Below are 18542 nucleotides of genomic sequence, written 5' to 3'. Positions count from 1 at the left end.
GCCTCACGCCGTCGGTGCGCCGTCCTCCCACAGCCGCGGGACCGGGTGGTTCGCGGCGAAGACGCCGTGCGGGTCGACGGCGCTGCGGATGCCCTTCAGCTGGGTCCAGACCCCGTCGGCGTACGCCGCCCGCGGGTCGACCGGGTTCTCGGCGAAGTTGAGGTACTCCTTTCCGTTCGCGAACGGCGCCAGGGCGTCGCCGAGCCGCGCGGCGTCCGCGTGACCCTGCGCTCCCATCTCCGGGGTCATCGCCATCGCGCCGGCGAACGTGACGAACGACGCGTCGAGATGGGTGAGGACGCCACCTCCCTCGTGCGGACGGCCCAGTGCACCCCCGAGCTGGCGCAGCTCGGCCATCAGCAGCGACGTCTCCACCCCCGGTCCGACCTCGGCCAGGAACGCGTCGACGGCGGCGTCGGGGAACGACTCGAGCATCGCGCTGCCGGAGACGAAGGGCGCTCCGCCCTCGGGGTCCATGTGCAGCCGCACCAGCGACCTGGCCGGGACCCGGGCGAAGGTGTCCATCTCCGGCCGCAGGGCCCGCAGCTCCGCCAGCAGCTCGCGGCCCAGCTCGTCCGAGCCCAGCACGGCGCCGTCGATCACGACGAGCTCGCGACCGCTCAGGAACTCGGGCAGGTCGGGCATCGGGGGCAGCCGCATCGCCCGGAACGACGTGGTGACCTCGTCGGGTGCGCCCGGCGCCCACGCGGCCCAGGTGCGCAGCACGGGCTCGACCTGCTCCAGGTCCCACATCAGGAACCCGGCGTACGCGGTCTCGACGTCGTACATGCGGAACTCGAGAGCGGTCACGACCCCGAAGCTGCCGCCACCCCCACGCAGCGCCCAGAACAGCTCGGCGTCCGTGTGCGCGTCGGCCCGGACCAGGCTGCCGTCGGCGAGGACCAGCTCGACCGCGGTCAGGCTGTTGGTGGCGAGGCCGAGCTTGCGCGCGTACCACCCGATGCCGCCGCCGAGGGAGTAGCCGGCGATGCCGACGTCGGGGGAGGACCCGTGCAGTACCGCCTTGCCGTGCGCGGCGGCCGCCTCGACCGCGGGCTCCCAGAGGGCACCGCCCTCGACGCGCACGATGCCGCGAGCCGGGTCCGCGATCGCGGTGCCCATCTCGGAGGTGCGCACCACCACGACGTCGTCGAGCCCACGGGCCGCGAGCGGTCCGGCGTTGTGCCCGGTGCTCTGGGGGGCGACGCGCAGGCCGCTGTCAGCGGCGGCGCGCACGACCGCGGACACCTCCGCCGCCGTCCGGGGGAAGGCGACCGCTGCCGGGCGCTGGTCGACAGCGAAGTTCCAGGGGGTGCGGGCCGCGTCGTACCCGGGGTCGCCGGGGAGGTGGATGCGGTCGCCGAGCAGGCCGCGGAGCGCGGAGGCGGGGGACTGGGTCAGCTCGATGGTCATGACAGGGGTTGCTCCTTCGTTGGTGATCGGTGGTGCAACCGTGCCGCCGGACACTTGGAGGAGACTTCGAGCCGACTTGGAGCCCAGGCCCGGGCCCGGTCCCGCGTGGGTCCTTGGCCCACAAAGGGGACGCGGGGTGTCCTCGACGTCCCTATGCTGCCGACGTGGAGGTGGCAGTCCTCGGACCCGTCGAGGTGATGCTGAACGGGTCGCCGGTCGACCTCGGCACGCCCAAGCAGCGCGCCCTGGTCTCCGCCCTCGCCCTCTCGCGCGGCTGGCCGGTGTCGGTGGACGCGATCGTCGACCTGCTCTGGGGCGAGGGGCCCCCTCCCGGGGTGACGGCCACGCTGCAGGCCTACGTGTCCCAGCTCCGGCGGGTCCTCGAGCCGGAGCGCGAGCGCCGTGCGCCCGCCACGGTCCTGGTCACGGTGGCGCCCGGCTACGCCCTGCGCGTGCCGGACGAGGCGATCGACGCCGCGCGCTTCGAGGCCGTCGTCACGACCGAGAACAAGCGGCTGCAGCCCCTCACCGGGCGCGGGCCGTCGCCGCTGTCGGCCGGCCAGCTGACCGAGGTCTCCACGCGGCTCGACGAGGCGCTCGCGCGCTGGCGCGGCACGCCGTACGCCGAGCTGGGCGACGCCGACGCCGCGGTGGCCGAGCGCGCCCGCCTCGAGCAGCTGCGCACGGTGGCGCTCGAGGACCGCGCGACCGTCCAGCTCGCCCTGGGCCGGCACGCCACGGTGGCGGCGGAGCTCGAGGCGCTCACCAAGGCCTACCCGCTGCGCGAGCGGCTCTGGGCGTTGCGGGCGCTGGCGCTGACCCGGTCCGGTCGCCAGGCGGACGCGCTGGACGTGCTGCGCCAGCTCCGCGAGGTGCTCGACGAGGAGCTCGGGCTCGAGCCCTCTGCCGAGCTCCGCGAGCTGCAGACCGCGGTGCTGCGCCAGGATCCCGAGCTGGAGTGGGTCGCGCCGGAGGCCGGGGCAGCCCCGGTGGCCGGGACCGCGCCCGCACCTGAGCCGGTCCGGGCCCGACCCCTGCCCGAACCGGTCGCGCCCTGGCCCCTCGCCGGGCGCGAGGAGGACCTGGCCGGCCTCGAGCAGGCGCTGGCCGGCGCCGAGGCCGGCACCCCGTCGTACGCCGTGCTCACCGGCGAGCCCGGCATCGGCAAGACGCGTCTGGCCGCGGAGCTGGCGCTGCGCGCGCGGGACCGGGGGGCGCGGGTGCTCGTGGGCCGCTGCTCCCAGGACGACGGTGCTCCTCCGCTGTGGCCGTGGACGGCCGTGCTGGGGGCCCTCGCCCCGGACGGTCCCGGTGGGTCGCCGGTCGAGGCGGACCAGCCCGAGGACGAGGGCGCCCAGTTCCGCGCCTGGGAGCGCATCGTCCACGCCGTCCGCGAGGCCGCGCGGGAGCGCACGACGGTGGTCGTCCTCGACGACCTGCACTGGGCCGACCCCTCGACGCTGCGGGTGCTCCGGCTGCTGGTCGAGACGGCCGACCCGGGCGGGGACGAGCGGCTCCTGGTGGTCGCCACCTGGCGGCCGCACCCCGAGCCGACCGGGGTGCTGGCCGACGTCGCGGAGTCGTTCGCCCGCCGGCACGCGGTGCGGGTGGCCCTGGACGGGCTGCCGGCGCCGGCGGTGCTGGAGCTTCTGCAGCGGGTCAGCGACGCGCCCGTCTCCGAGGACGTGGCCCGGCAGCTGCGCGAGCGCACCGACGGCAACCCCTTCTTCCTGGTCGAGTTCGCCCGGTTGGCGGGGGATCGGGCCGACCTCGACGGGCTCGCGGCAACGATGCCCACCGCGGTCACCGAGGTGCTCACCCGCCGGCTGGCGAAGCTCCCCGAGGACACCGTGAAGGCGCTGCGGACCGCCGCGGTGATCGGACGCCAGTTCGACACCCCGACGCTGGCCGCGACCACCGGGATCGACGAGGACGACCTGCTCGACGTGGTCGAGCCGGCCCAGGCCGCCGGACTGGTCCGCGAGGACGGCATCGACCGGTTCCTCTTCTCGCACGCCCTGGTCCGGGACACGCTGCGGGCCGGCATGTCCGCGAGCCGGCGCGCACGGGTGCACGCCCGGGTCGCCGGCGTGCTCGAGGTGATGGGCGGCCGCGAGACCGAGGTGGCCCGGCACTGGCTGGAGTCCGGACCGGCCCACGCCTCACGGGCCTGGCGCGCGGCGCTCGCCGCGGCCGTCGTCGTCCGCCGGCTGCACGCCTACGACGAGGCGGCGGACCTGCTCCAGCTCGCCCTCCGGGCCATGGACGACGACAGCGGGGCCAGCCTGCGGGACCGGTACGACGCGTTGCTCGCGCTCATGGACGCCTACCGCTGGTCGGCGAACCTGCCCGCGCTCGTCGGGGCGGTCGAGCAGGCGATCGGGGTGGGCAAGCAGATGCGCGACCCCGAGGCGGTGGCGCGCGCGGCCATCGCCACCTCGCGCGACGGCCTGTGGCGCTCGGCGCCGCCGGGGCAGGTCAACGACGTGGTGGTCTCGGCGCTGCGCGGCAGCCTGGAGCGGCTCTCGCCGGAGGACGGCGAGCTGCGCTGCCTGGCGATGCTCGCGCTCGGCAACGAGCTGTGGGCCCAGACGTCCTTCGAGGAGCGGCGGGCGCTCTGCGACGAGGCGCTCGCCATGGCCCGCCGGCTCGGGGACCCCGCCCTGCTGCTGTCCGCCGACCAGATCGCGTTCATGGCCCTCTGGCACGCCGACACCACCGAGGAGCGGCTCGGCCTGGCCACCGAGGCGCTGGAGCTGGCCCGGTCGCTCGGCGACGAGCGGGCGCTGGTGGTCTCGGCGACGCTGCGCACCGTCGTGCTCTGCGAGCTGGGCCGGCGGACGGAGATGCTCGAGGCGATGGAGCTGACGCGCACGGAGGCCCGCCGGCTGCGGATCTCCTACGCCGAGATGATCGTTGACGGCCTCGACCTCCCCTGGCAGGCGATGGCGGGGCGCTTCGACGACTGCGAGCAGACCGCGGCCCGGATCCGCGAGGTCGCCGGCCGCATCTCACACCAGCACGGCGAGGAGGCGCGGGCCGCGGCCGTGATCGCCGTCCGGCTCTGGGACGGGCGGCCGCTCGACGCCGTGCCCGCGCTGGAGGAGCTGAACGAGGGCTACGAGATGTGGACCACCCTGGCGGTCTTCCTCTGGCGTGGTGGCCAGCAGGACCGGGCGCGGGCGATGCACGCCGAGCACCGGGACAACCTCGACCACGGTGGCCACTCGGCCCCGCTGAGCTGGGGGCACGCCGCCGAGCTGGCGCTCCACCTCGGCGACGCCGAGCTGGCCGGCCGCTGCTACGACCTGCTGGCGCGCTGCGCGGGCCAGAGCTGCGGAGCGGGCTCCAACCTCGCCAGCGGCCCGGTCGACGCCTATCTCGCGATGGCCGCGGCGGCCACCGGCGAGACCGACATCGCGACCCGGCACGCCGACACCGCGGCCGCGCTCGCCGAGGAGTGGGACATCCCCCTGTTCGCCAGGTGGTTCGCCGGGATCCGGGAGACCCACGGCTTCTAGGACGGCGGAGGGCTCAGGAGGCTGAAGTCGTTGCCCTCCGGATCCGCCATCGGCACCCGGCCGTTGTCGTCCCGGATCCCGTCCACCCGGGTCGCCCCCAGGGAGAGGAGCCGGTCGACCTCCGCCTGCTGGTCGCCGCCGGGAAGTGGTGCGAGCTCGAGGCGGAGCCGGTCCCTGCCGGGGTAGGGCGCCTCGGGCGGGCCGCCCCAGGCGATCTTGGTCCCGCCGAGGGACGACTGGATCGCGGTCTCCTGGTCCTGCTCCCAGACCAGCGGCCAGCCCAGTGCCTCGCTCCAGAAGTGGCCGACCTGCGGGGAACCGTCGCAGGCCAGCTCGCCGAGGAACCCGCAGCCGGCGAGGAAGCTGCTGCCCGGCCCGATGACGCAGAGCTCGTTGCCCTCGGGGTCGGCCAGCACGACGTGCCCCTCCTCCGGCAGCTGGCCCACGTCGAGGTGCCGGCTGCCGAGCTCGAGCGCCCGGGCCACCGTCCGGGCCTGGTCGTCGAGCGAGCTGCTGGTCAGGTGGAGGTGCAGCTGGTTGGGGCCCGTGCGCAGCTCCCGGGTGGGACGGAACCGGATCCGGAACCCGGAGTCGTCGTCGGGCAGGACGGTGAGACCGTCACCGGGGTCGTCGGTCAGCTCCCGCCCCAGGACGCCGGCCCAGAAACGCGCGAGGACCACCGGGTCGGTCGCGTCGAAGCAGAGGGCGTGGAGGTGCGTGGTCACCCGCACGACGCTAGGTGGCCCGCGAGCCGGCCCGCAACGAGATTGTGCCGGGGAGACGTCCGGCGCTCAGCCGGCGTACCGGAACGCGCGCCGGTCGAGGCGCTCGAACCGGCGTCGGGTCAGCCGCCACACCACGCGCTGGGCGGGCCGGGCCCTGCGGCGCAGGTCGCGGCGTACGTCCGTGGGGACCTCGTGGAGGGCCCAGGGCACCAGGGCGAGCAGCCGCCGCGGCTCGAGGTCCTCCACGAACCGCGCGTCGACGGCCTCGAACTCCTCCGGGGTGAGGTGCCGCTGCAGGATCCGCATCGCGTCGCGCTCCTCGTGGGCGAGGTGGCGCCCCAGGCTCTCGCGGGCCGCGCAGAGCCGGACCGCCAGCGCAGCGCGGTCGTCCGGACTGGCGTGGCCGCCGGCGAGCATCCGCAGGCCCGCCAGGCAGCCGGTGAGGAGCGGGTCGATCTCGTCGTGCTCGGCCGCCATCGCGGTCAGCACCTGCCGCTCGTCGGCGTCCGCCTTCGCCACGAGCGCCGGCCACAGCCAGGTGTCCTCCCCGCGGTGGTGGTGGTGCAGCGCCTCGGAGAACACCTCCCACCGACGCAGCAGGGCCCGCCAGGTGGCCGGCTCCGTGATCGGCGTGCGGGGCACCGCGCGCGCGAACGCCGCGAGGTCGCGCCGGAACGCGTGGTGCATCAGGTACATCATGGACAGGTCGACGGGCCCTTCGGGCGCGTCGGCCTGCCCGGGGAGGCGCAGCTGTCGCGGCCAGGTGGCCTGCTGTGGCGTCGCAGTCATGATCGGCTCCTCACGTGTCGCTGTCGGTGGGACCACGATCCGCTCCGGCGCTTGAGACCGGCTTGGGACGGACTTGGAGATGGTGGCCGAGGTGGGATGGACTGGGCGGGTGCCCCAGGTGACCGCCGCGCGCAACGCCGTCGCGCTGACCTTCGCCCTCAACGGGCTCTGCTTCGCGACCCTGGTGTCGCGGATCCCCGACCTGCGCTCGGGCCTCGGGCTCGACAACGGGTCGCTGGGCCTGCTCCTGCTCGCGATCGCGGCCGGCTCGGTCCTCGCGCTGCCCTCGAGCGGGCACCTGATCGAGCGGACGTCGGCCGCCGCCGTCGTACGCCTCGGCGGCCTGCTGACGGCGGTCGGGCTGGGGGCAGCCGGCCTCGGTGTCGCCGCCCTGGGCTCGGTCCCGGCCACGGCTGCGGGCTTCTTCGCCTACGGCCTCGGGACCGGCGTCTGGGACGTCGCGATGAACGTCGAGGGCGCCGAGGTGGAGCGACGGCTCGGGCGCACGGTCATGCCCCGGTTCCACGCCGGCTGGAGCCTGGGCAGCATCGTCGGCGCCGCCGTGGGCATCCCGATGGCTGCCGTGCACGCGCCCCTTGCGGTCCACCTCGGCGGGACCGGGCTGCTCGCGCTCGTGATCGTGGTGGTGCTCGGCCGCTCGTTCCTGCCGCCGACCCCTGCGCAGGAGGCCCGCTCCGTGGCACGGTCGGCGTGGCGGGAGCCGCGGACCCTCGCCGTGGGGGTGATGGTGCTGGCCTTCGCGACCGTCGAGGGCTCCGCCAACGACTGGCTGTCGCTGGCGGTCATCGACGGCTACGGCACCCGGCACTGGGTGGGGGTCCTGGGCTTCGCGGTCTTCGTCACCGCGATGACCACCGGCCGGATGGTCGGCCCGGTCCTCCTGGACCGGTGGGGCCGCGCCCCCGTGCTGTGGGCGACCAGTGCGGCGGCCGCGACCGGGATCCTGCTCGTCGTGTGGGGCGGCCACGGGCTGCTCGTGGGCCTGGGCATCGTGCTGTGGGGGCTCGGGGCCTCGCTGGGGTTCCCCGTCGGGATGAGCGCCGCCGCCGACGATCCTGTGCGGGCAGCCGCTCGCGTGAGCGTGGTGTCGACCATCGGGTACGCCGCCTTCCTGGCGGGCCCACCGCTGCTCGGCCAGCTGGGGGACCGCGTCGGCACGCTGGAGTCGCTGCTCGCGGTGGCCGCCCTCATGGTCCCGGCCGCGCTCAGCGTGACCGCGGTCCGGTCGCCCCGCACCACCCGGGTCGCGGAGACCGTGGAGGGCTGACGTGCCGTGGTGGCTGGTCCCGGGCGTCCTCGGACTGGGGTCCGTCCTCGGTGGGGTCTGCGTCATACGGCGGGGACGCCGGTTCGCCTCCGGCGGTGATCGTGCCCAGGCGGTCCGGGGTGCGACGCTGACGGTGCTGGGCACCATGCTGGTGACCTCGGGGTGCACGGCGGCGGCCGTCGTCGCGATGCTCTCCTACGCCCTGAGGTGAGGGACCGCGGCTACAGCACCTTGGAGAGGAACGAGCGGGTGCGCTCGTGCTGGGGGTTCGCGAGCACCTCGACCGGGTCGCCCTCCTCGACGATCACGCCGTCGTCCATGAAGACCAGCTTGTCGCCGACCTCGCGGGCGAACCCCATCTCGTGGGTGACGACCATCATCGTCATGCCCTCCGAGGCGAGCTTCTTCATCACCGCCAGCACGTCGCCCACCAGCTCGGGGTCCAGCGCCGAGGTCGGCTCGTCGAACAGCATCATGTCGGGGTCCATGGACAGGGCCCGGGCGATGGCCACCCGCTGCTGCTGGCCGCCGGACAGGTGCGCGGGGTAGGCGTCCTCCTTGCCGGCCAGGCCGACCTTGGAGAGGTTCGACCGGGCGACCTCGATCGCCTCCTCCTTGCTGCGACCGCGGACGCGCTGCTGGGCGATGCACAGGTTGCGCATCACGTTCATGTGCGGGAACAGGTTGAACGACTGGAAGACGATGCCGATCCGGCTGCGCACCTGGTCCAGGTCGGTCTCGGGGTCGGTGATGTCGACTCCCTCGACCAGGATCGTGCCGGAGGTCGGGTCCTCGAGCCGGTTCACGCAGCGCAGCAGCGTCGACTTGCCCGACCCGGACGGGCCGATCACGCAGACCACCTGGCCGTGCTCGACGTGGAAGTCGATGCCCTTGAGCACCTCGTTGGCGCCGAAGTACTTGTGCAGGTCGCGGACCTCGATCGCCCGGCCGCTCTGCTCCACCGGAGCCGTCATGTCGTCACCGTGCCCTCTGCTGTCGCTTCTCGAGCGCTGCCACCAGGCGGGTGAGCGGCAGCGTGATGACGAGGTAGAGCAGCGCGGCCTGGATCAGGCTGGTGGACGTGCCCGCCGTGGGACCCGAGGTCAGCAGGTCCCTGGCGACCGTGGTCAGCTCGCGCTGGTCCACCTGGACGCCGAGCACGAACAGCAGCGCGGTGTCCTTGATCAGCAGCACGAACTCGTTGGTGAGCGGCGGGATGACGATCCGGAAGGCCTGGGGGAGGACCACCGACACCGTCGTCCGGCCGGCTCCCATGCCCAGCGACCGTGCCGCCTCGGTCTGCCCCTTCGGCACCGCCTGGATGCCCGCGCGCAGGGTCTCGGCCATGTAGGCGCCGGCCACCAGGATCAGCCCGATCAGGCCCGCGCCGACCAGGCCGCCCGGCGGTCGCCAGTTGAACGCGATCGGTACGCCGAACCCCATCACCAGGATGACGATCAGCGCCGGCAGCCCCCGGAAGAACTCGATGTACGCCGTCGCCAGCCAGCGGTACGGCGCGACCGGTGACAGCTTCATCAGGGCGAGCAGGATCGCCAGCGCGAAGCCGAACACGAAGGCGATGACGGTGTAGATGACCGTGTTCTTCACGCCGATGGTGATCAGGTCGCCCCAGTTGCCCCCGCGTTCCCAGCCGGCCTTGTCGAAGAAGTTCGCGCGGACGGCGCCCCAGTCGACGAGCGCGCCGAGGAGCAGGACGGCGAGCACGAGGATCGCGTAGAGGACGCCGTTGGTCAGCCGGCGTCGGGTGGTGCGTCTCACGAGACCCCCTCCGGAGCTCCGGTGCCCGACCGCGTGGTCACTTCGTCGCGAAGTACTTGTTGTAGATCTCGTCGTACGTGCCGTCGTCGTGCATCTTCTTCAGCTGTGCGTTCACGTCGTCGACCAGCGCGGTGTTGCCCTTCTTGATCGCCAGGCCGTACTCCTCGTTGGTGGAGTAGGTCTGCACGATCTCGAAGCCACCGTCCTGCTGGTGGTTGAGGTTGACCGGCAGGTCCTGGAGCAGCGCGTCGACCTGCCCGGCCTTGATCGCCTGGTACATCTCCGCGTCGCTGGGGAAGCTCACGATGTCGGCGCCCTGGGCGTTCTCCTCGGCGTAGCTCTTGCCGGTGGTGCCCTGCTGGACGCCGACCTTCTTGCCGGACAGGTCGTCGATGCTCTTGATCGAGGAGCCGGTCGGGACCAGCAGCGACTGCTTGGAGTCGTAGTAGCCGTCGCTGAAGTCGAGGTTCTGCTTGCGGTCGGGGGTGATCGTCATCGCGCTGGCGACGATGTCGCACTGCCCGGAGTTCAGGGCCAGCCCGCTCTGCAGCGGGTCGAAGGCGGAGTCCGTGACGACCAGCTTGAGGTCGAGACCCTTGGCGATCTCGGTCAGGATGTCGATGTCGAAGCCCTTGAAGCCGGTGGGGGAGCCCTTGTCGAAGTCCTCGAACGGCGGGTAGGGGACGTCCGAGCAGTCCGTGAGCGTTCCGCTCCTGATCAGCTGGGCCCCACTCTTCGTGGTCTCACCACCACCATTGCCACCGCACGCCGCGAGCACCAGGGCCAGCGCCGGCACGACCGCGAGCACGCGGAATGCACGAGTCCTCATGTCGGCACGCTAGAGCGCGCCGGAGCCCCGAGGTCAGGGTCGATCGGCCCGTTTCCCCAAGGTCGGGGGTCTGCGTCAGCGCTCCCCGCCGGGCACCCACAGCACGTCGCCCTGCTCGCGGTTCGCGTGCCGGGCCAGGATGAACAGCAGGTCCGAGAGCCGGTTCAGGTAGTGGATGGCGATCTCGTTCATGGTCTCGCCGTGCTCGGCGAAGGCGGCCCAGGCCGACCGCTCGGAGCGGCGTACGACGGTGCGCGCGACGTGCAGCAGGGCAGCGCCGGGGGTGCCACCGTTGAGGATGAAGGAGCGCAGGTTGGGCAGGTCCTCGTTGTACTGGTCGCACCACTTCTCGAGGCGGTCGACGTAGGCCTGCTCGATCCGCAGCGGGGGGAACTCCGGTTTCTCGACGACGGGCGTGCAGAAGTCCGCCCCCACGTCGAACAGGTCGTTCTGGATCGTGGTCAGCACCGCCACCACGTCGTCCTCCAGCCCGCCCTGGGCCAGCGCCACGCCGATGTGGGCGTTGGCCTCGTCGACGTCGGCGTACGCCTGGAGGCGCAGGTCGTTCTTGGAGGTGAGGCTCATGTCGCCCAGGCGGGTCTCGCCGTGGTCGCCGGTGCGCGTGTAGATCCGGGTGAGGTTGACCATGCACGGAGAGTAGACGCGACACGAATTTCCTCGCGACCCGGTGCAACCGAACGGGGGTGACGCGCGTCATAGTGGGTACAGAGAGTCATCGACAGCGAGGAAGCCGGGGTATCTCTGGGCCCTGGGGGAACGGCAGACGATGGACATCATGACCGACGGTCCGACGCTCGTGCTCAGTGGCGACTTCGACGTGCGCAGCACGTGGGAGGTCCGCCAGGCCATCTACGACCTCCTCGAGGGTCACGACGAGGACGTCGTCATCGACCTCACCGGGGTGGGGGCGGTCGACGTGACCGCCCTGAAGGTGCTCGCGGTCGCCTCCCGGGAGGCCCGGACCGCCGGTCACCACCTCACCCTGCGCGGGTGCGGCCCCGCCGTGCGGCGGCTGCTGCACCTCTCCCGGCTGATCCGCGTCGTCGAGATCGAGCGGGCCGCCACACCCGCCTGACCGGGCCTTCCCGTGTCGGACATCCCACACGCCCGCCCGGTTACCTCCCGGTAGTTCTGGTCCTACTCTCGGACCATGACCGAGACGGAACGTCCCCAGAAAGATCGGCCCTGGGTGATGCGCACGTACGCCGGCCACTCGACGGCCGCGGCGTCCAACGCCCTCTACCGGACCAACCTCGCCAAGGGACAGACCGGGCTGTCGGTCGCCTTCGACCTGCCGACCCAGACCGGCTACGACCCGGACTCGCCGCTCGCGCGCGGCGAGGTGGGCAAGGTCGGCGTCCCGGTCCCGCACCTCGGTGAGATGCGCAGGCTCTTCGAGGACATCCCGCTCGTCGAGATGAACACCTCGATGACGATCAACGCCACCGCGATGTGGCTGCTCGCGCTCTACCAGGTGGTGGCCGAGGAGCAGAACCCGGAGCTCTCGGCCGAGGAGGTCGCCGCGCAGCTGGCCGGCACCACCCAGAACGACATCATCAAGGAGTACCTCTCCCGCGGGACCTACGCGTTCCCGCCCGAGCACTCCATGCGGCTGATCAGCGACATGATCGCCTACACCGTCCACCGGATCCCGAAGTGGAACCCGATCAACATCTGCAGCTACCACCTGCAGGAGGCGGGGGCCACGCCGACGCAGGAGCTGGCCTACTCGCTGTGCACCGCGATCGCGGTCCTCGACCAGGTCAAGGCGTCCGGGCAGGTCTCCGAGGACGACTTCGAGAGGGTCGTCGGCCGCATCTCCTTCTTCGTCAACGCCGGAGTGCGCTTCGTCGAGGAGATGTGCAAGATGCGGGCCTTCGTCCAGCTCTGGGACGAGATCACCCGTGAGCGGTACGGAGTCCAGGACCCCAAGATGCGACGGTTCCGGTACGGCGTGCAGGTCAACTCGCTCGGCCTGACCGAGGCCCAGCCCGAGAACAACGTCCAGCGGATCGTGCTGGAGATGCTCGGCGTGACGCTGTCGAAGAACGCCCGGGCGCGCGCGGTGCAGCTGCCCGCCTGGAACGAGGCGCTCGGCCTGCCGCGGCCGTGGGACCAGCAGTGGTCGCTGCGGCTGCAGCAGGTGCTCGCGTTCGAGTCCGACCTGCTGGAGTACGGTGACATCTTCGACGGCTCCCCGGTGATCGAGAAGAAGGTCGCCGAGCTGGTCGAGGGCGCCCGCGCCGAGATCGACCGCGTCCAGGCGATGGGCGGCGCGATCGCCGCCGTCGACTCGGGGTACATGAAGCAGGAGCTGGTCAGCGCGCACGCCGCCCGCCGGGCCCGGATCGAGAACGGCGAGGAGAAGATCGTCGGCGTCAACGCCTTCGAGACGACCGAGCCCTCGCCGCTGACCGCGGACCTCGACACCGCCATCCAGACCGCGGACCCCGAGGCCGAGCAGGCTGCGCTGGACAGCGTGGCGGCCTGGAAGGCGCAGCGCGACGAGGCCGAGGTGGCCGCCGCGCTCGCGGCGCTCGCCGAGGCCGCCAAGACCGACGCCAACCTGATGGCCGCCACGCTGGCGGCCGCCCGGGCGGGCGCCACGACGGGTGAGTGGGCCGGCACCCTGCGCGAGGTCTTCGGCGAGTTCCGCGCCCCCACGGGGGTCAGCGGCGCGGTCGGGGTGGCCGACGCCGGGGCCGAGCTCGCGGAGGTGCGCGCCAGGGTCAAGGCCACGGGTGAGGAGCTGGCCGGGAACAAGGGTGGGCGGCTGCGGCTGCTGGTCGGCAAGCCCGGCCTCGACGGTCACTCCAACGGTGCCGAGCAGGTCGCGGTCCGTGCCCGCGACGCCGGCTTCGAGGTCATCTACCAGGGGATCCGGCTCACCCCCGAGCAGATCGTGTCGGGCGCGGTCGCCGAGGACGTGCACTGCGTCGGCCTGTCGATCCTGTCCGGGTCCCACATGGAGCTGGTGCCGGCCGTGCTCGACGGGCTCCGCGAGGCAGGTCTCGGCGACGTCCCGGTCATCGTCGGCGGGATCATCCCCGACTCCGACGGTCGCCGGCTGGTCGAGATGGGCGTCGCGGCGGTCTACACGCCCAAGGACTTCGGGCTCACCGAGATCATGGGCGGGATCGTCGACGTCATCCGTCGGGCCAACGACCTGGACTGAGCGGATACCGTCCCGGCATGAGCTCGCTGCAGTGCCCGGCCCGCGTCTTCGTCGCCCGACACGGAGAGGCGGAGTACGAGACCGACCTGGTCACCGACGACGGTGGTTGCCTGACCCCGCAGGGGCGGGCCCAGGCGCGGGCGCTCGCCGACCGGCTGCGCGGGGAGCGGATCGCCCGGGTCTGGACGAGCTCGCTGTCGCGCGCGGTGCAGACCGCGGAGATCGTGGCCGCGCGCCTCGACGTCGACGTGGTCGTCCGCGAGGGGCTGCGGGAGTACGGCGTGGGCGCCATCGCGGGCACCCACGCCGACGAGCGCGCCCACGTGGGTGCGGCGTTCGACGCGTGGGTCGAGGGTGACCGCGATGCCACGATCGGCGGCGGCGAGCGGATCGACGCGTTCGTGGGCCGGGTGACGACGGTGCTCGAGGAGGTCGCCGACGAGCACCGCGGCGAGACCGCCCTGGTCGTCAGCCACGGGGGCGCGATCCTGGCCGCGCTGCCGCCCCTGGTCGGCATCGCTGCCGAGCGCGTGCGCGGCCTGTCCCTGCCGAACTGCGCCGCGGTCGAGCTCGAGGCCGACGCGGAGGGCTGGCGGCTCACCACGTGGGACGGTCGACGCGACATAGGTTAGGCAAACCTTAGTCGTATACAGTGCCAGTCGTGGGCAAGAGCAAGAAGAAGGACAAGGCCAAGGGCAAGGGGCAGGTCGCGCGCCTGCCCAAGTCCAAGTGCTGCGTCTCCAAGGACCGCTGCAAGCGGTGCCCCCTGCGCATGCTCAAGGAGGGCACCCTGCCGGAGGGCTACACCGTGAAGAAGCGCAAGCTGGTCAAGGTCGACGCGGCGGGCAAGCCTGCCAAGAAGATGTCCAGGGCCGCCTGACCGGCGATCCTCGCCACCGATCCCCAGAGGAGACCACGTGCCCGCCGCACGCTTCGTCGAGCAGCTCAACGCCCAGATCGGCAACGAGCTCGCCGCCCACAACCAGTACCTCGCGTGCGCGGTCTACTACGACGCGCAGACCATGCCGCGGATGGCCGCGTTCTTCTACGAGCAGGCGCTCGAGGAGCGCGCGCACGCGATGATGATGGTGCAGTACCTCCTCGACACCGACGCCGACGTCGTCATTCCCGGCGTCGAGGCGCCGACGCCGACCTTCGACGACGTGGCGGCGCCCGTGCAGCTCGCCGTGGCCCAGGAGAAGCGCGTCACCGAGCAGATCGTCTCGCTGCTCAAGACCGCGCGCGAGGAGTCCGACTTCGCCTCCGAGCAGTTCCTGCAGTGGTTCGTCAAGGAGCAGGTCGAGGAGGTCGCCACGATGAGCGACCTGCTCGCGGTCGTGACCCGCAACCGCGGTGACATCGAGAACATCGAGGAGTACGTCGCGCGCGAGCAGAGCGGTCCCGAGACCGACCCGACCGCGCCCCGCCAGGCCGGGGCCTGAGCCACCGGGCGGTGGCGGCCCCGCTCAGTCGAGGCGGTCCAGCCAGCGCAGCACCGTCGCCCGCGTCCGGGGTGCGGACCGCTCCAGGGGCAGGGCGCTGCCGGCGCCCGCGATCGTGCGGGAGCTGACCGCCACCGACGAGGAGTAGGCCTGGCGTTGCTGCTGCGTGGCGCCGTCCCGGTTGAGCGCATCCCTGCCGCCGAACAGCAGCAGCACCGGCGCCTCGACCCGGCCCGCGGTCAGCGTCGAGGTGGTGACCATCTGGGCCAGGCTCAGGGCGTCGCCGCAGGGATTCTCGTCGCGGTGCGCGAGCGCGGTGCGCTGGACGCGGGAGGGGGCCGTCCGGAAGAGCAGCGAGCGGTAGTCCCTCCGGCTCTGCCCGAAGCGCACGTAGTCCTGGCCCCGCAGGCACGCCGTCGACTGGCGCGAGGCCTCGTCCACGGCGCGGGACGAGGGGCCGCTGTCGGTCCACGACATCAGCACGAGGCCGTCGACGTCGTCGAACGTGGCCGCCTCCACCTGGGCGATCGCGGCGCCCACCGAGTGGCCGTGCAGGACCACGTGGTGGACGGCCGGGGTGGCCCGGGCGCTGTCCCGGAACCGGTAGCTCCCGGAGCGCAGGTGCTGGACGACCTGGTGGAGCATGTCGGCCTGCGCGCCCAGGCAGGTGGCGTCGCCCTCGGGCAGCCGGCTCGCGCCGTACCCCAGCCGGTCGACCACGAGCGAGGTCTCGCCGGCCGCGGCGAGCCTGCCCGCGTAGTCGTACGCCGGGCGGCGGGTCAGGTGCCAGAACCACGATCCGGTCGCCAGGTCGTGCACCAGCACGTTGATCCGGGGGACGTTGGCGCCGAGCACCTCGCGACGCGGTCCCACGAGCCTCGCGTGGAGCGCGTAGGACTTGTTGTCCGGCAGGCAGGCGACCGACGTGCCGTTGGTGTTCTCGACGTCGATCGTCACCGCGCGGGAGACCACCTCGCCGCCCGGGTCCGCCGCGGCGGGCGTGGGGGAGAGGGTCGTGAGGGTGGTCGCGACGAGGACGGAGGCGACCAGCGAGGTCAGCGCGGCCCCGAGGGCGGCGGGTCGGGACGGACGGCGCACGGGGAGAGCTCCTTGTTGAATCGTCGTCAATAAGGTGTGGCCCTGCCGATGATGCCATACCGGCGGTACGTCGGTCGTCGGCGCCGGTGTGGTCCGCGTCTCAGCCGGGGGGTCGGGACGTGGCCGTCGACCGGGGGCAGAACGCCTCGCGCGGCGACCCGGTGTGGACCTCCTCGGGGAGGTCGAGCCGTACGTCGTCGCGGAGCACCCCGGCCCGCTCGGTGCGCAGCACCACCTCGTCGACGAAGGCGCCGGCCCGGGCGGAGAGGCTCTCGCACCCACCCATTCGCAGCTCGAGCGTGAGCTCGCGGCTCTCGCCGGCGCCCAGGCGCACGTCGTCGCCGCCGTCGGTCCCGGTCAGGCCGGTGGCGGTGAACAGCCGCGACTCCGGCTGCCGGTCCGCCAGGCCGAGGACCGTGACCGGGAACCGGCCCCGGTTGGTCACCCGGAACGTGTAGCGCAGCGTCCCGCCGTCGGCGTACCGCACCTGGCGGACCGTGTGGTCGCCGATGCGGAACACCGTCGTGGCCTGCGTGCCGCTGACCGAGGTGGGACCGCCGGTGGTGAGCGACGGGCCGTCGCCGGCGACGGCGACGCCGCCGCCGGTGAGCAGTGCCGTCAGCAGGGCCCCGGCCAGGCCGGCCCTACGCAGCACGGCTGCCTCGCCGGCGCCGGGCCAGGCCCATGGCCGTCAGCAGGGCCCCGAGCATCGCGACGACCGGCGCCGCGACCAGCGCGTCGCGGTCCGTGGCGGCCGTGCCGGTGCCGGGCTCCGCCGGACTGTCGAACCAGCTGCAGCCGGCCGGGTGCCGCCAAGTGGGGTCGCCACGGTCGTACTGGCTGCAGGTGAGGAACCCGGCGTCCTTGACGGGAACCCCCGGCGCGAGCACCGAGCCGCCGTCCGCGCAGGACGGGGGCGGGACGGTGAAGTTGTCGCTCCCGCTGCCACCGGCGTAGACGTTGTCCTCCCAGCAGTTCCCCACGCCCTGATCGTCCCACCAGTGGTCCAGGCCGTTGGGGTGCTCGCTGCCGTCCGGGGCGATGCCCATGTGGTTCGCGAACGTGTGGTTGTGGTTGGACGTGTCGTTCTGGTGCGCCGGGTCGTAGTCGTCGCGCAGCGCGGCCGGGACCCAGAACTGCATGGTGCCGTTGCGCCAGTTGTCGTAGATCCAGTTGTGGTCGGTCGAGTCGTAGTTGCCGCCCGCGATCAGGACCCCGGTGCCGACCGGGACCGGCACCACGGGGCACACGGTGCCGTGGATGTAGCCGCGGTCCCTCATCGGCTTCTCGCAGATCCCGGTGTCGACGTACTTCGTGTAGTAGTTGGAGTTGTTGGAGAAGACCCGGTTGCGGTTCCAGCGTGCGTGGTCCTGCGGGAGCCCGGGGTGGCCCGGGAACAACGAGTCGGTGGCGATGCCGGTCGCGTTGTCGAAGAAGTCGTTGTGGTGGGCCCAGATCGAGTTGCCGGCGGTGCCGGAGTAGCCGAGCGTGTTGTCGTGGCTGCTGTTGCGGCGGATCTCGATCGCGTAGCGGGTGGGCTCGAAGTCGGTGTTGTCGGCGTTGAGGTCGGACCCGGAGCCGGGATAGATGCCGGAGTCACCGTTGAAGTAGGCCTCGGAACGCTGGATCAGCCCGTGGTCGCTGGCGAAGGCCAGGATGCCGTACTCGTCGTTGCCGCGGGCGATCACCCGGTCGAGGACGAAGCCGTCGGTCTCGAGCACGTAGATCGAGTTGAACTCGGCCTGCTCGAAGGTCATGTTGCGCAGGTAGAGACCGCCGGCCCGGTCGGCACGGATGCCGTTGAGCTTCTGGAAGCGGTTGTCGACGGTGACGTCGGTGATCCGCCGCCCGGTGCCGACGAGCTGGGTGCCGCAGAACCGGCTGTCGCAGGAGATGTCCTTGTCGCCCGGGGTCCGGTCGCCGAAGATCGCGATCAGGTTGAGGTTGTGCGGGCAGGCGCGCTGGTCGGCGTAGGAGAGGGCGATCGGGTTGGACCTCCCGTTGGTGCCCTCCTTCGCGCCGGTGTCGGGGGAGGAGAGGCTGCCGATGTACTCCGCCGAGAGCAGCGGCGCCTTGGAGGAGGTCTCGAGGTGCGAGCAGTACCTGCTGCGCCGCAGCTTCGCCCACCTGCTCTCGTGGTAGGTGCCGGGCAGCACGTAGACCGAGGTGCGCCGCTTGCTGATCGAGTTGATCGCGGTCTGGATCGAGTGGAACTGGCAGGACCGCAGGAGCCGCTCGTTGCGTCGCTTGACCGCGCCCTCCGGCATCGCCTCGATGCGGCGTTGGCTGCCCGGCTTGCAGACCACGCGCTGCCGCGGGTTGTCCCAGCCGAGGAACGACGGACGGTGGCCGGTGCCGTCGGGGAACACGGCGGGACGCTCCTCGTGGGCGTCGGCCGGCGGGGCCACGCCCACCCCCCACACCACGAGCAGGGCGAGCAGGAGACCAGTGGGTCGACGCAT

18 protein-coding genes are annotated in these 18542 nt (G+C 72.6%); 8 read left to right on the top strand and 10 right to left on the bottom strand.

Going from position 1 to position 18542, the window contains the following annotated elements; genetic code table 11:
- Positions 1-3: 3 nt before the first annotated feature.
- A complete protein-coding gene (locus ACFO9I_RS04690) occupies positions 4-1413 on the bottom strand; it encodes an FAD-binding oxidoreductase (RefSeq protein ID WP_379178304.1) in 1410 nt (469 codons plus the stop codon).
- A gap of 164 nt (positions 1414-1577) precedes the next feature.
- Between ACFO9I_RS04690 and ACFO9I_RS04685 the strand changes: the two genes are divergently transcribed.
- Positions 1578-4934, top strand: a complete 3357-nt coding sequence (locus ACFO9I_RS04685; RefSeq protein WP_379178302.1) for a BTAD domain-containing putative transcriptional regulator — start codon at positions 1578-1580, stop codon at positions 4932-4934.
- Here ACFO9I_RS04685 and ACFO9I_RS04680 read toward each other — a convergent pair.
- A complete protein-coding gene (locus tag ACFO9I_RS04680) occupies positions 4931-5659 on the bottom strand; it encodes a VOC family protein (protein ID WP_379178300.1) in 729 nt (242 codons plus the stop codon). The genes ACFO9I_RS04685 and ACFO9I_RS04680 overlap by 4 nt on opposite strands.
- 66 nt (positions 5660-5725) lie before the next feature.
- Entirely contained in the window at positions 5726-6448 is a 723-nt protein-coding gene (locus ACFO9I_RS04675; RefSeq protein ID WP_379178298.1) for a hemerythrin domain-containing protein, read from the bottom strand.
- Positions 6449-6557: 109 nt separating this feature from the next.
- Between ACFO9I_RS04675 and ACFO9I_RS04670 the strand changes: the two genes are divergently transcribed.
- The gene (locus ACFO9I_RS04670; RefSeq protein ID WP_379178296.1) at positions 6558-7736 is read left to right on the top strand and encodes an MFS transporter; all 1179 of its coding nucleotides are present in this window, start codon (positions 6558-6560) and stop codon (positions 7734-7736) included.
- 1 nt (position 7737) lies between these two features.
- A complete protein-coding gene (locus ACFO9I_RS04665) occupies positions 7738-7947 on the top strand; it encodes a hypothetical protein (RefSeq protein ID WP_379178294.1) in 210 nt (69 codons plus the stop codon).
- Between the two features lie 10 nt (positions 7948-7957).
- On the opposite strand, the gene ACFO9I_RS04660 is transcribed toward ACFO9I_RS04665, so the two are convergent.
- From ACFO9I_RS04660 to ACFO9I_RS04645, 4 genes are all read right to left on the bottom strand, one after another.
- Entirely contained in the window at positions 7958-8710 is a 753-nt protein-coding gene (locus tag ACFO9I_RS04660; protein ID WP_379178292.1) for an amino acid ABC transporter ATP-binding protein, read from the bottom strand.
- A gap of 4 nt (positions 8711-8714) precedes the next feature.
- Positions 8715-9515, bottom strand: coding sequence for an amino acid ABC transporter permease (locus tag ACFO9I_RS04655; RefSeq protein ID WP_379178290.1), 801 nt, complete (start codon positions 9513-9515; stop codon positions 8715-8717).
- A 37-nt stretch (positions 9516-9552) separates the two neighbouring features.
- A complete protein-coding gene (locus ACFO9I_RS04650; protein ID WP_379178288.1) occupies positions 9553-10344 on the bottom strand; it encodes an ABC transporter substrate-binding protein in 792 nt (263 codons plus the stop codon).
- Between the two features lie 75 nt (positions 10345-10419).
- Positions 10420-10992, bottom strand: coding sequence for a cob(I)yrinic acid a,c-diamide adenosyltransferase (locus tag ACFO9I_RS04645; RefSeq protein ID WP_379178286.1), 573 nt, complete (start codon positions 10990-10992; stop codon positions 10420-10422).
- Between the two features lie 148 nt (positions 10993-11140).
- Between ACFO9I_RS04645 and ACFO9I_RS04640 the strand changes: the two genes are divergently transcribed.
- From ACFO9I_RS04640 to ACFO9I_RS04620, 5 genes are all read left to right on the top strand, one after another.
- The gene (locus ACFO9I_RS04640) at positions 11141-11440 is read left to right on the top strand and encodes an STAS domain-containing protein (RefSeq protein WP_379178284.1); all 300 of its coding nucleotides are present in this window, start codon (positions 11141-11143) and stop codon (positions 11438-11440) included.
- A gap of 75 nt (positions 11441-11515) precedes the next feature.
- On the top strand, positions 11516-13540 hold the full coding sequence (locus tag ACFO9I_RS04635; protein WP_379178282.1) for a protein meaA: 2025 nt from the start codon (positions 11516-11518) through the stop codon (positions 13538-13540).
- Between the two features lie 17 nt (positions 13541-13557).
- The gene (locus ACFO9I_RS04630; protein ID WP_379178280.1) at positions 13558-14172 is read left to right on the top strand and encodes a histidine phosphatase family protein; all 615 of its coding nucleotides are present in this window, start codon (positions 13558-13560) and stop codon (positions 14170-14172) included.
- A 29-nt stretch (positions 14173-14201) separates the two neighbouring features.
- Entirely contained in the window at positions 14202-14420 is a 219-nt protein-coding gene (locus tag ACFO9I_RS04625; protein ID WP_379178278.1) for a hypothetical protein, read from the top strand.
- A 37-nt stretch (positions 14421-14457) separates the two neighbouring features.
- Positions 14458-14982 (top strand): ferritin, encoded by a 525-nt coding sequence (locus ACFO9I_RS04620; RefSeq protein ID WP_379178276.1) that lies wholly within the window; start codon positions 14458-14460, stop codon positions 14980-14982.
- A gap of 24 nt (positions 14983-15006) precedes the next feature.
- On the opposite strand, the gene ACFO9I_RS04615 is transcribed toward ACFO9I_RS04620, so the two are convergent.
- The 3 genes from ACFO9I_RS04615 to ACFO9I_RS04605 all read right to left on the bottom strand — a co-directional run bounded on the left by ACFO9I_RS04615 (position 15007) and on the right by ACFO9I_RS04605 (position 18542).
- Positions 15007-16080, bottom strand: a complete 1074-nt coding sequence (locus ACFO9I_RS04615) for an alpha/beta fold hydrolase (protein WP_379178274.1) — start codon at positions 16078-16080, stop codon at positions 15007-15009.
- A gap of 100 nt (positions 16081-16180) precedes the next feature.
- A complete protein-coding gene (locus tag ACFO9I_RS04610) occupies positions 16181-16735 on the bottom strand; it encodes a hypothetical protein (RefSeq protein ID WP_379178272.1) in 555 nt (184 codons plus the stop codon).
- Positions 16725-18542: a right-handed parallel beta-helix repeat-containing protein gene (locus ACFO9I_RS04605; RefSeq protein ID WP_379178270.1), complete on the bottom strand. Its 1818-nt coding sequence runs from the start codon at positions 18540-18542 to the stop codon at positions 16725-16727. The genes ACFO9I_RS04610 and ACFO9I_RS04605 overlap by 11 nt, the downstream gene beginning before the upstream one ends.

The sequence above is a fragment of the Nocardioides sp. GCM10023255 genome (assembly GCF_042653125.1).
Taxonomy (GTDB): domain Bacteria; phylum Actinomycetota; class Actinomycetes; order Propionibacteriales; family Nocardioidaceae; genus Nocardioides.
Note: the sequence above shows the minus strand (reverse complement) of the source record. Positions and strands in the feature narration are given on the sequence as shown.

Bases quoted from the DNA above. Each gene is read 5' to 3' on its own strand.
- ACFO9I_RS04690 (WP_379178304.1), bottom strand. From the start codon at position 1,413: ATGACCATCGAGCTGACCCAGTCCCCCGCCTCCGCGCTCCGCGGCCTG.
- ACFO9I_RS04675 (WP_379178298.1), bottom strand. From the start codon at position 6,448: ATGACTGCGACGCCACAGCAGGCCACCTGGCCGCGACAGCTGCGCCTC.
- ACFO9I_RS04660 (WP_379178292.1), bottom strand. From the start codon at position 8,710: ATGACGGCTCCGGTGGAGCAGAGCGGCCGGGCGATCGAGGTCCGCGAC.
- ACFO9I_RS04650 (WP_379178288.1), bottom strand. From the start codon at position 10,344: ATGAGGACTCGTGCATTCCGCGTGCTCGCGGTCGTGCCGGCGCTGGCC.
- ACFO9I_RS04645 (WP_379178286.1), bottom strand. From the start codon at position 10,992: ATGGTCAACCTCACCCGGATCTACACGCGCACCGGCGACCACGGCGAG.
- ACFO9I_RS04640 (WP_379178284.1), top strand. From the start codon at position 11,141: ATGACCGACGGTCCGACGCTCGTGCTCAGTGGCGACTTCGACGTGCGC.
- ACFO9I_RS04635 (WP_379178282.1), top strand. From the start codon at position 11,516: ATGACCGAGACGGAACGTCCCCAGAAAGATCGGCCCTGGGTGATGCGC.
- ACFO9I_RS04630 (WP_379178280.1), top strand. From the start codon at position 13,558: ATGAGCTCGCTGCAGTGCCCGGCCCGCGTCTTCGTCGCCCGACACGGA.
- ACFO9I_RS04605 (WP_379178270.1), bottom strand. From the start codon at position 18,542: ATGCGTCGACCCACTGGTCTCCTGCTCGCCCTGCTCGTGGTGTGGGGG.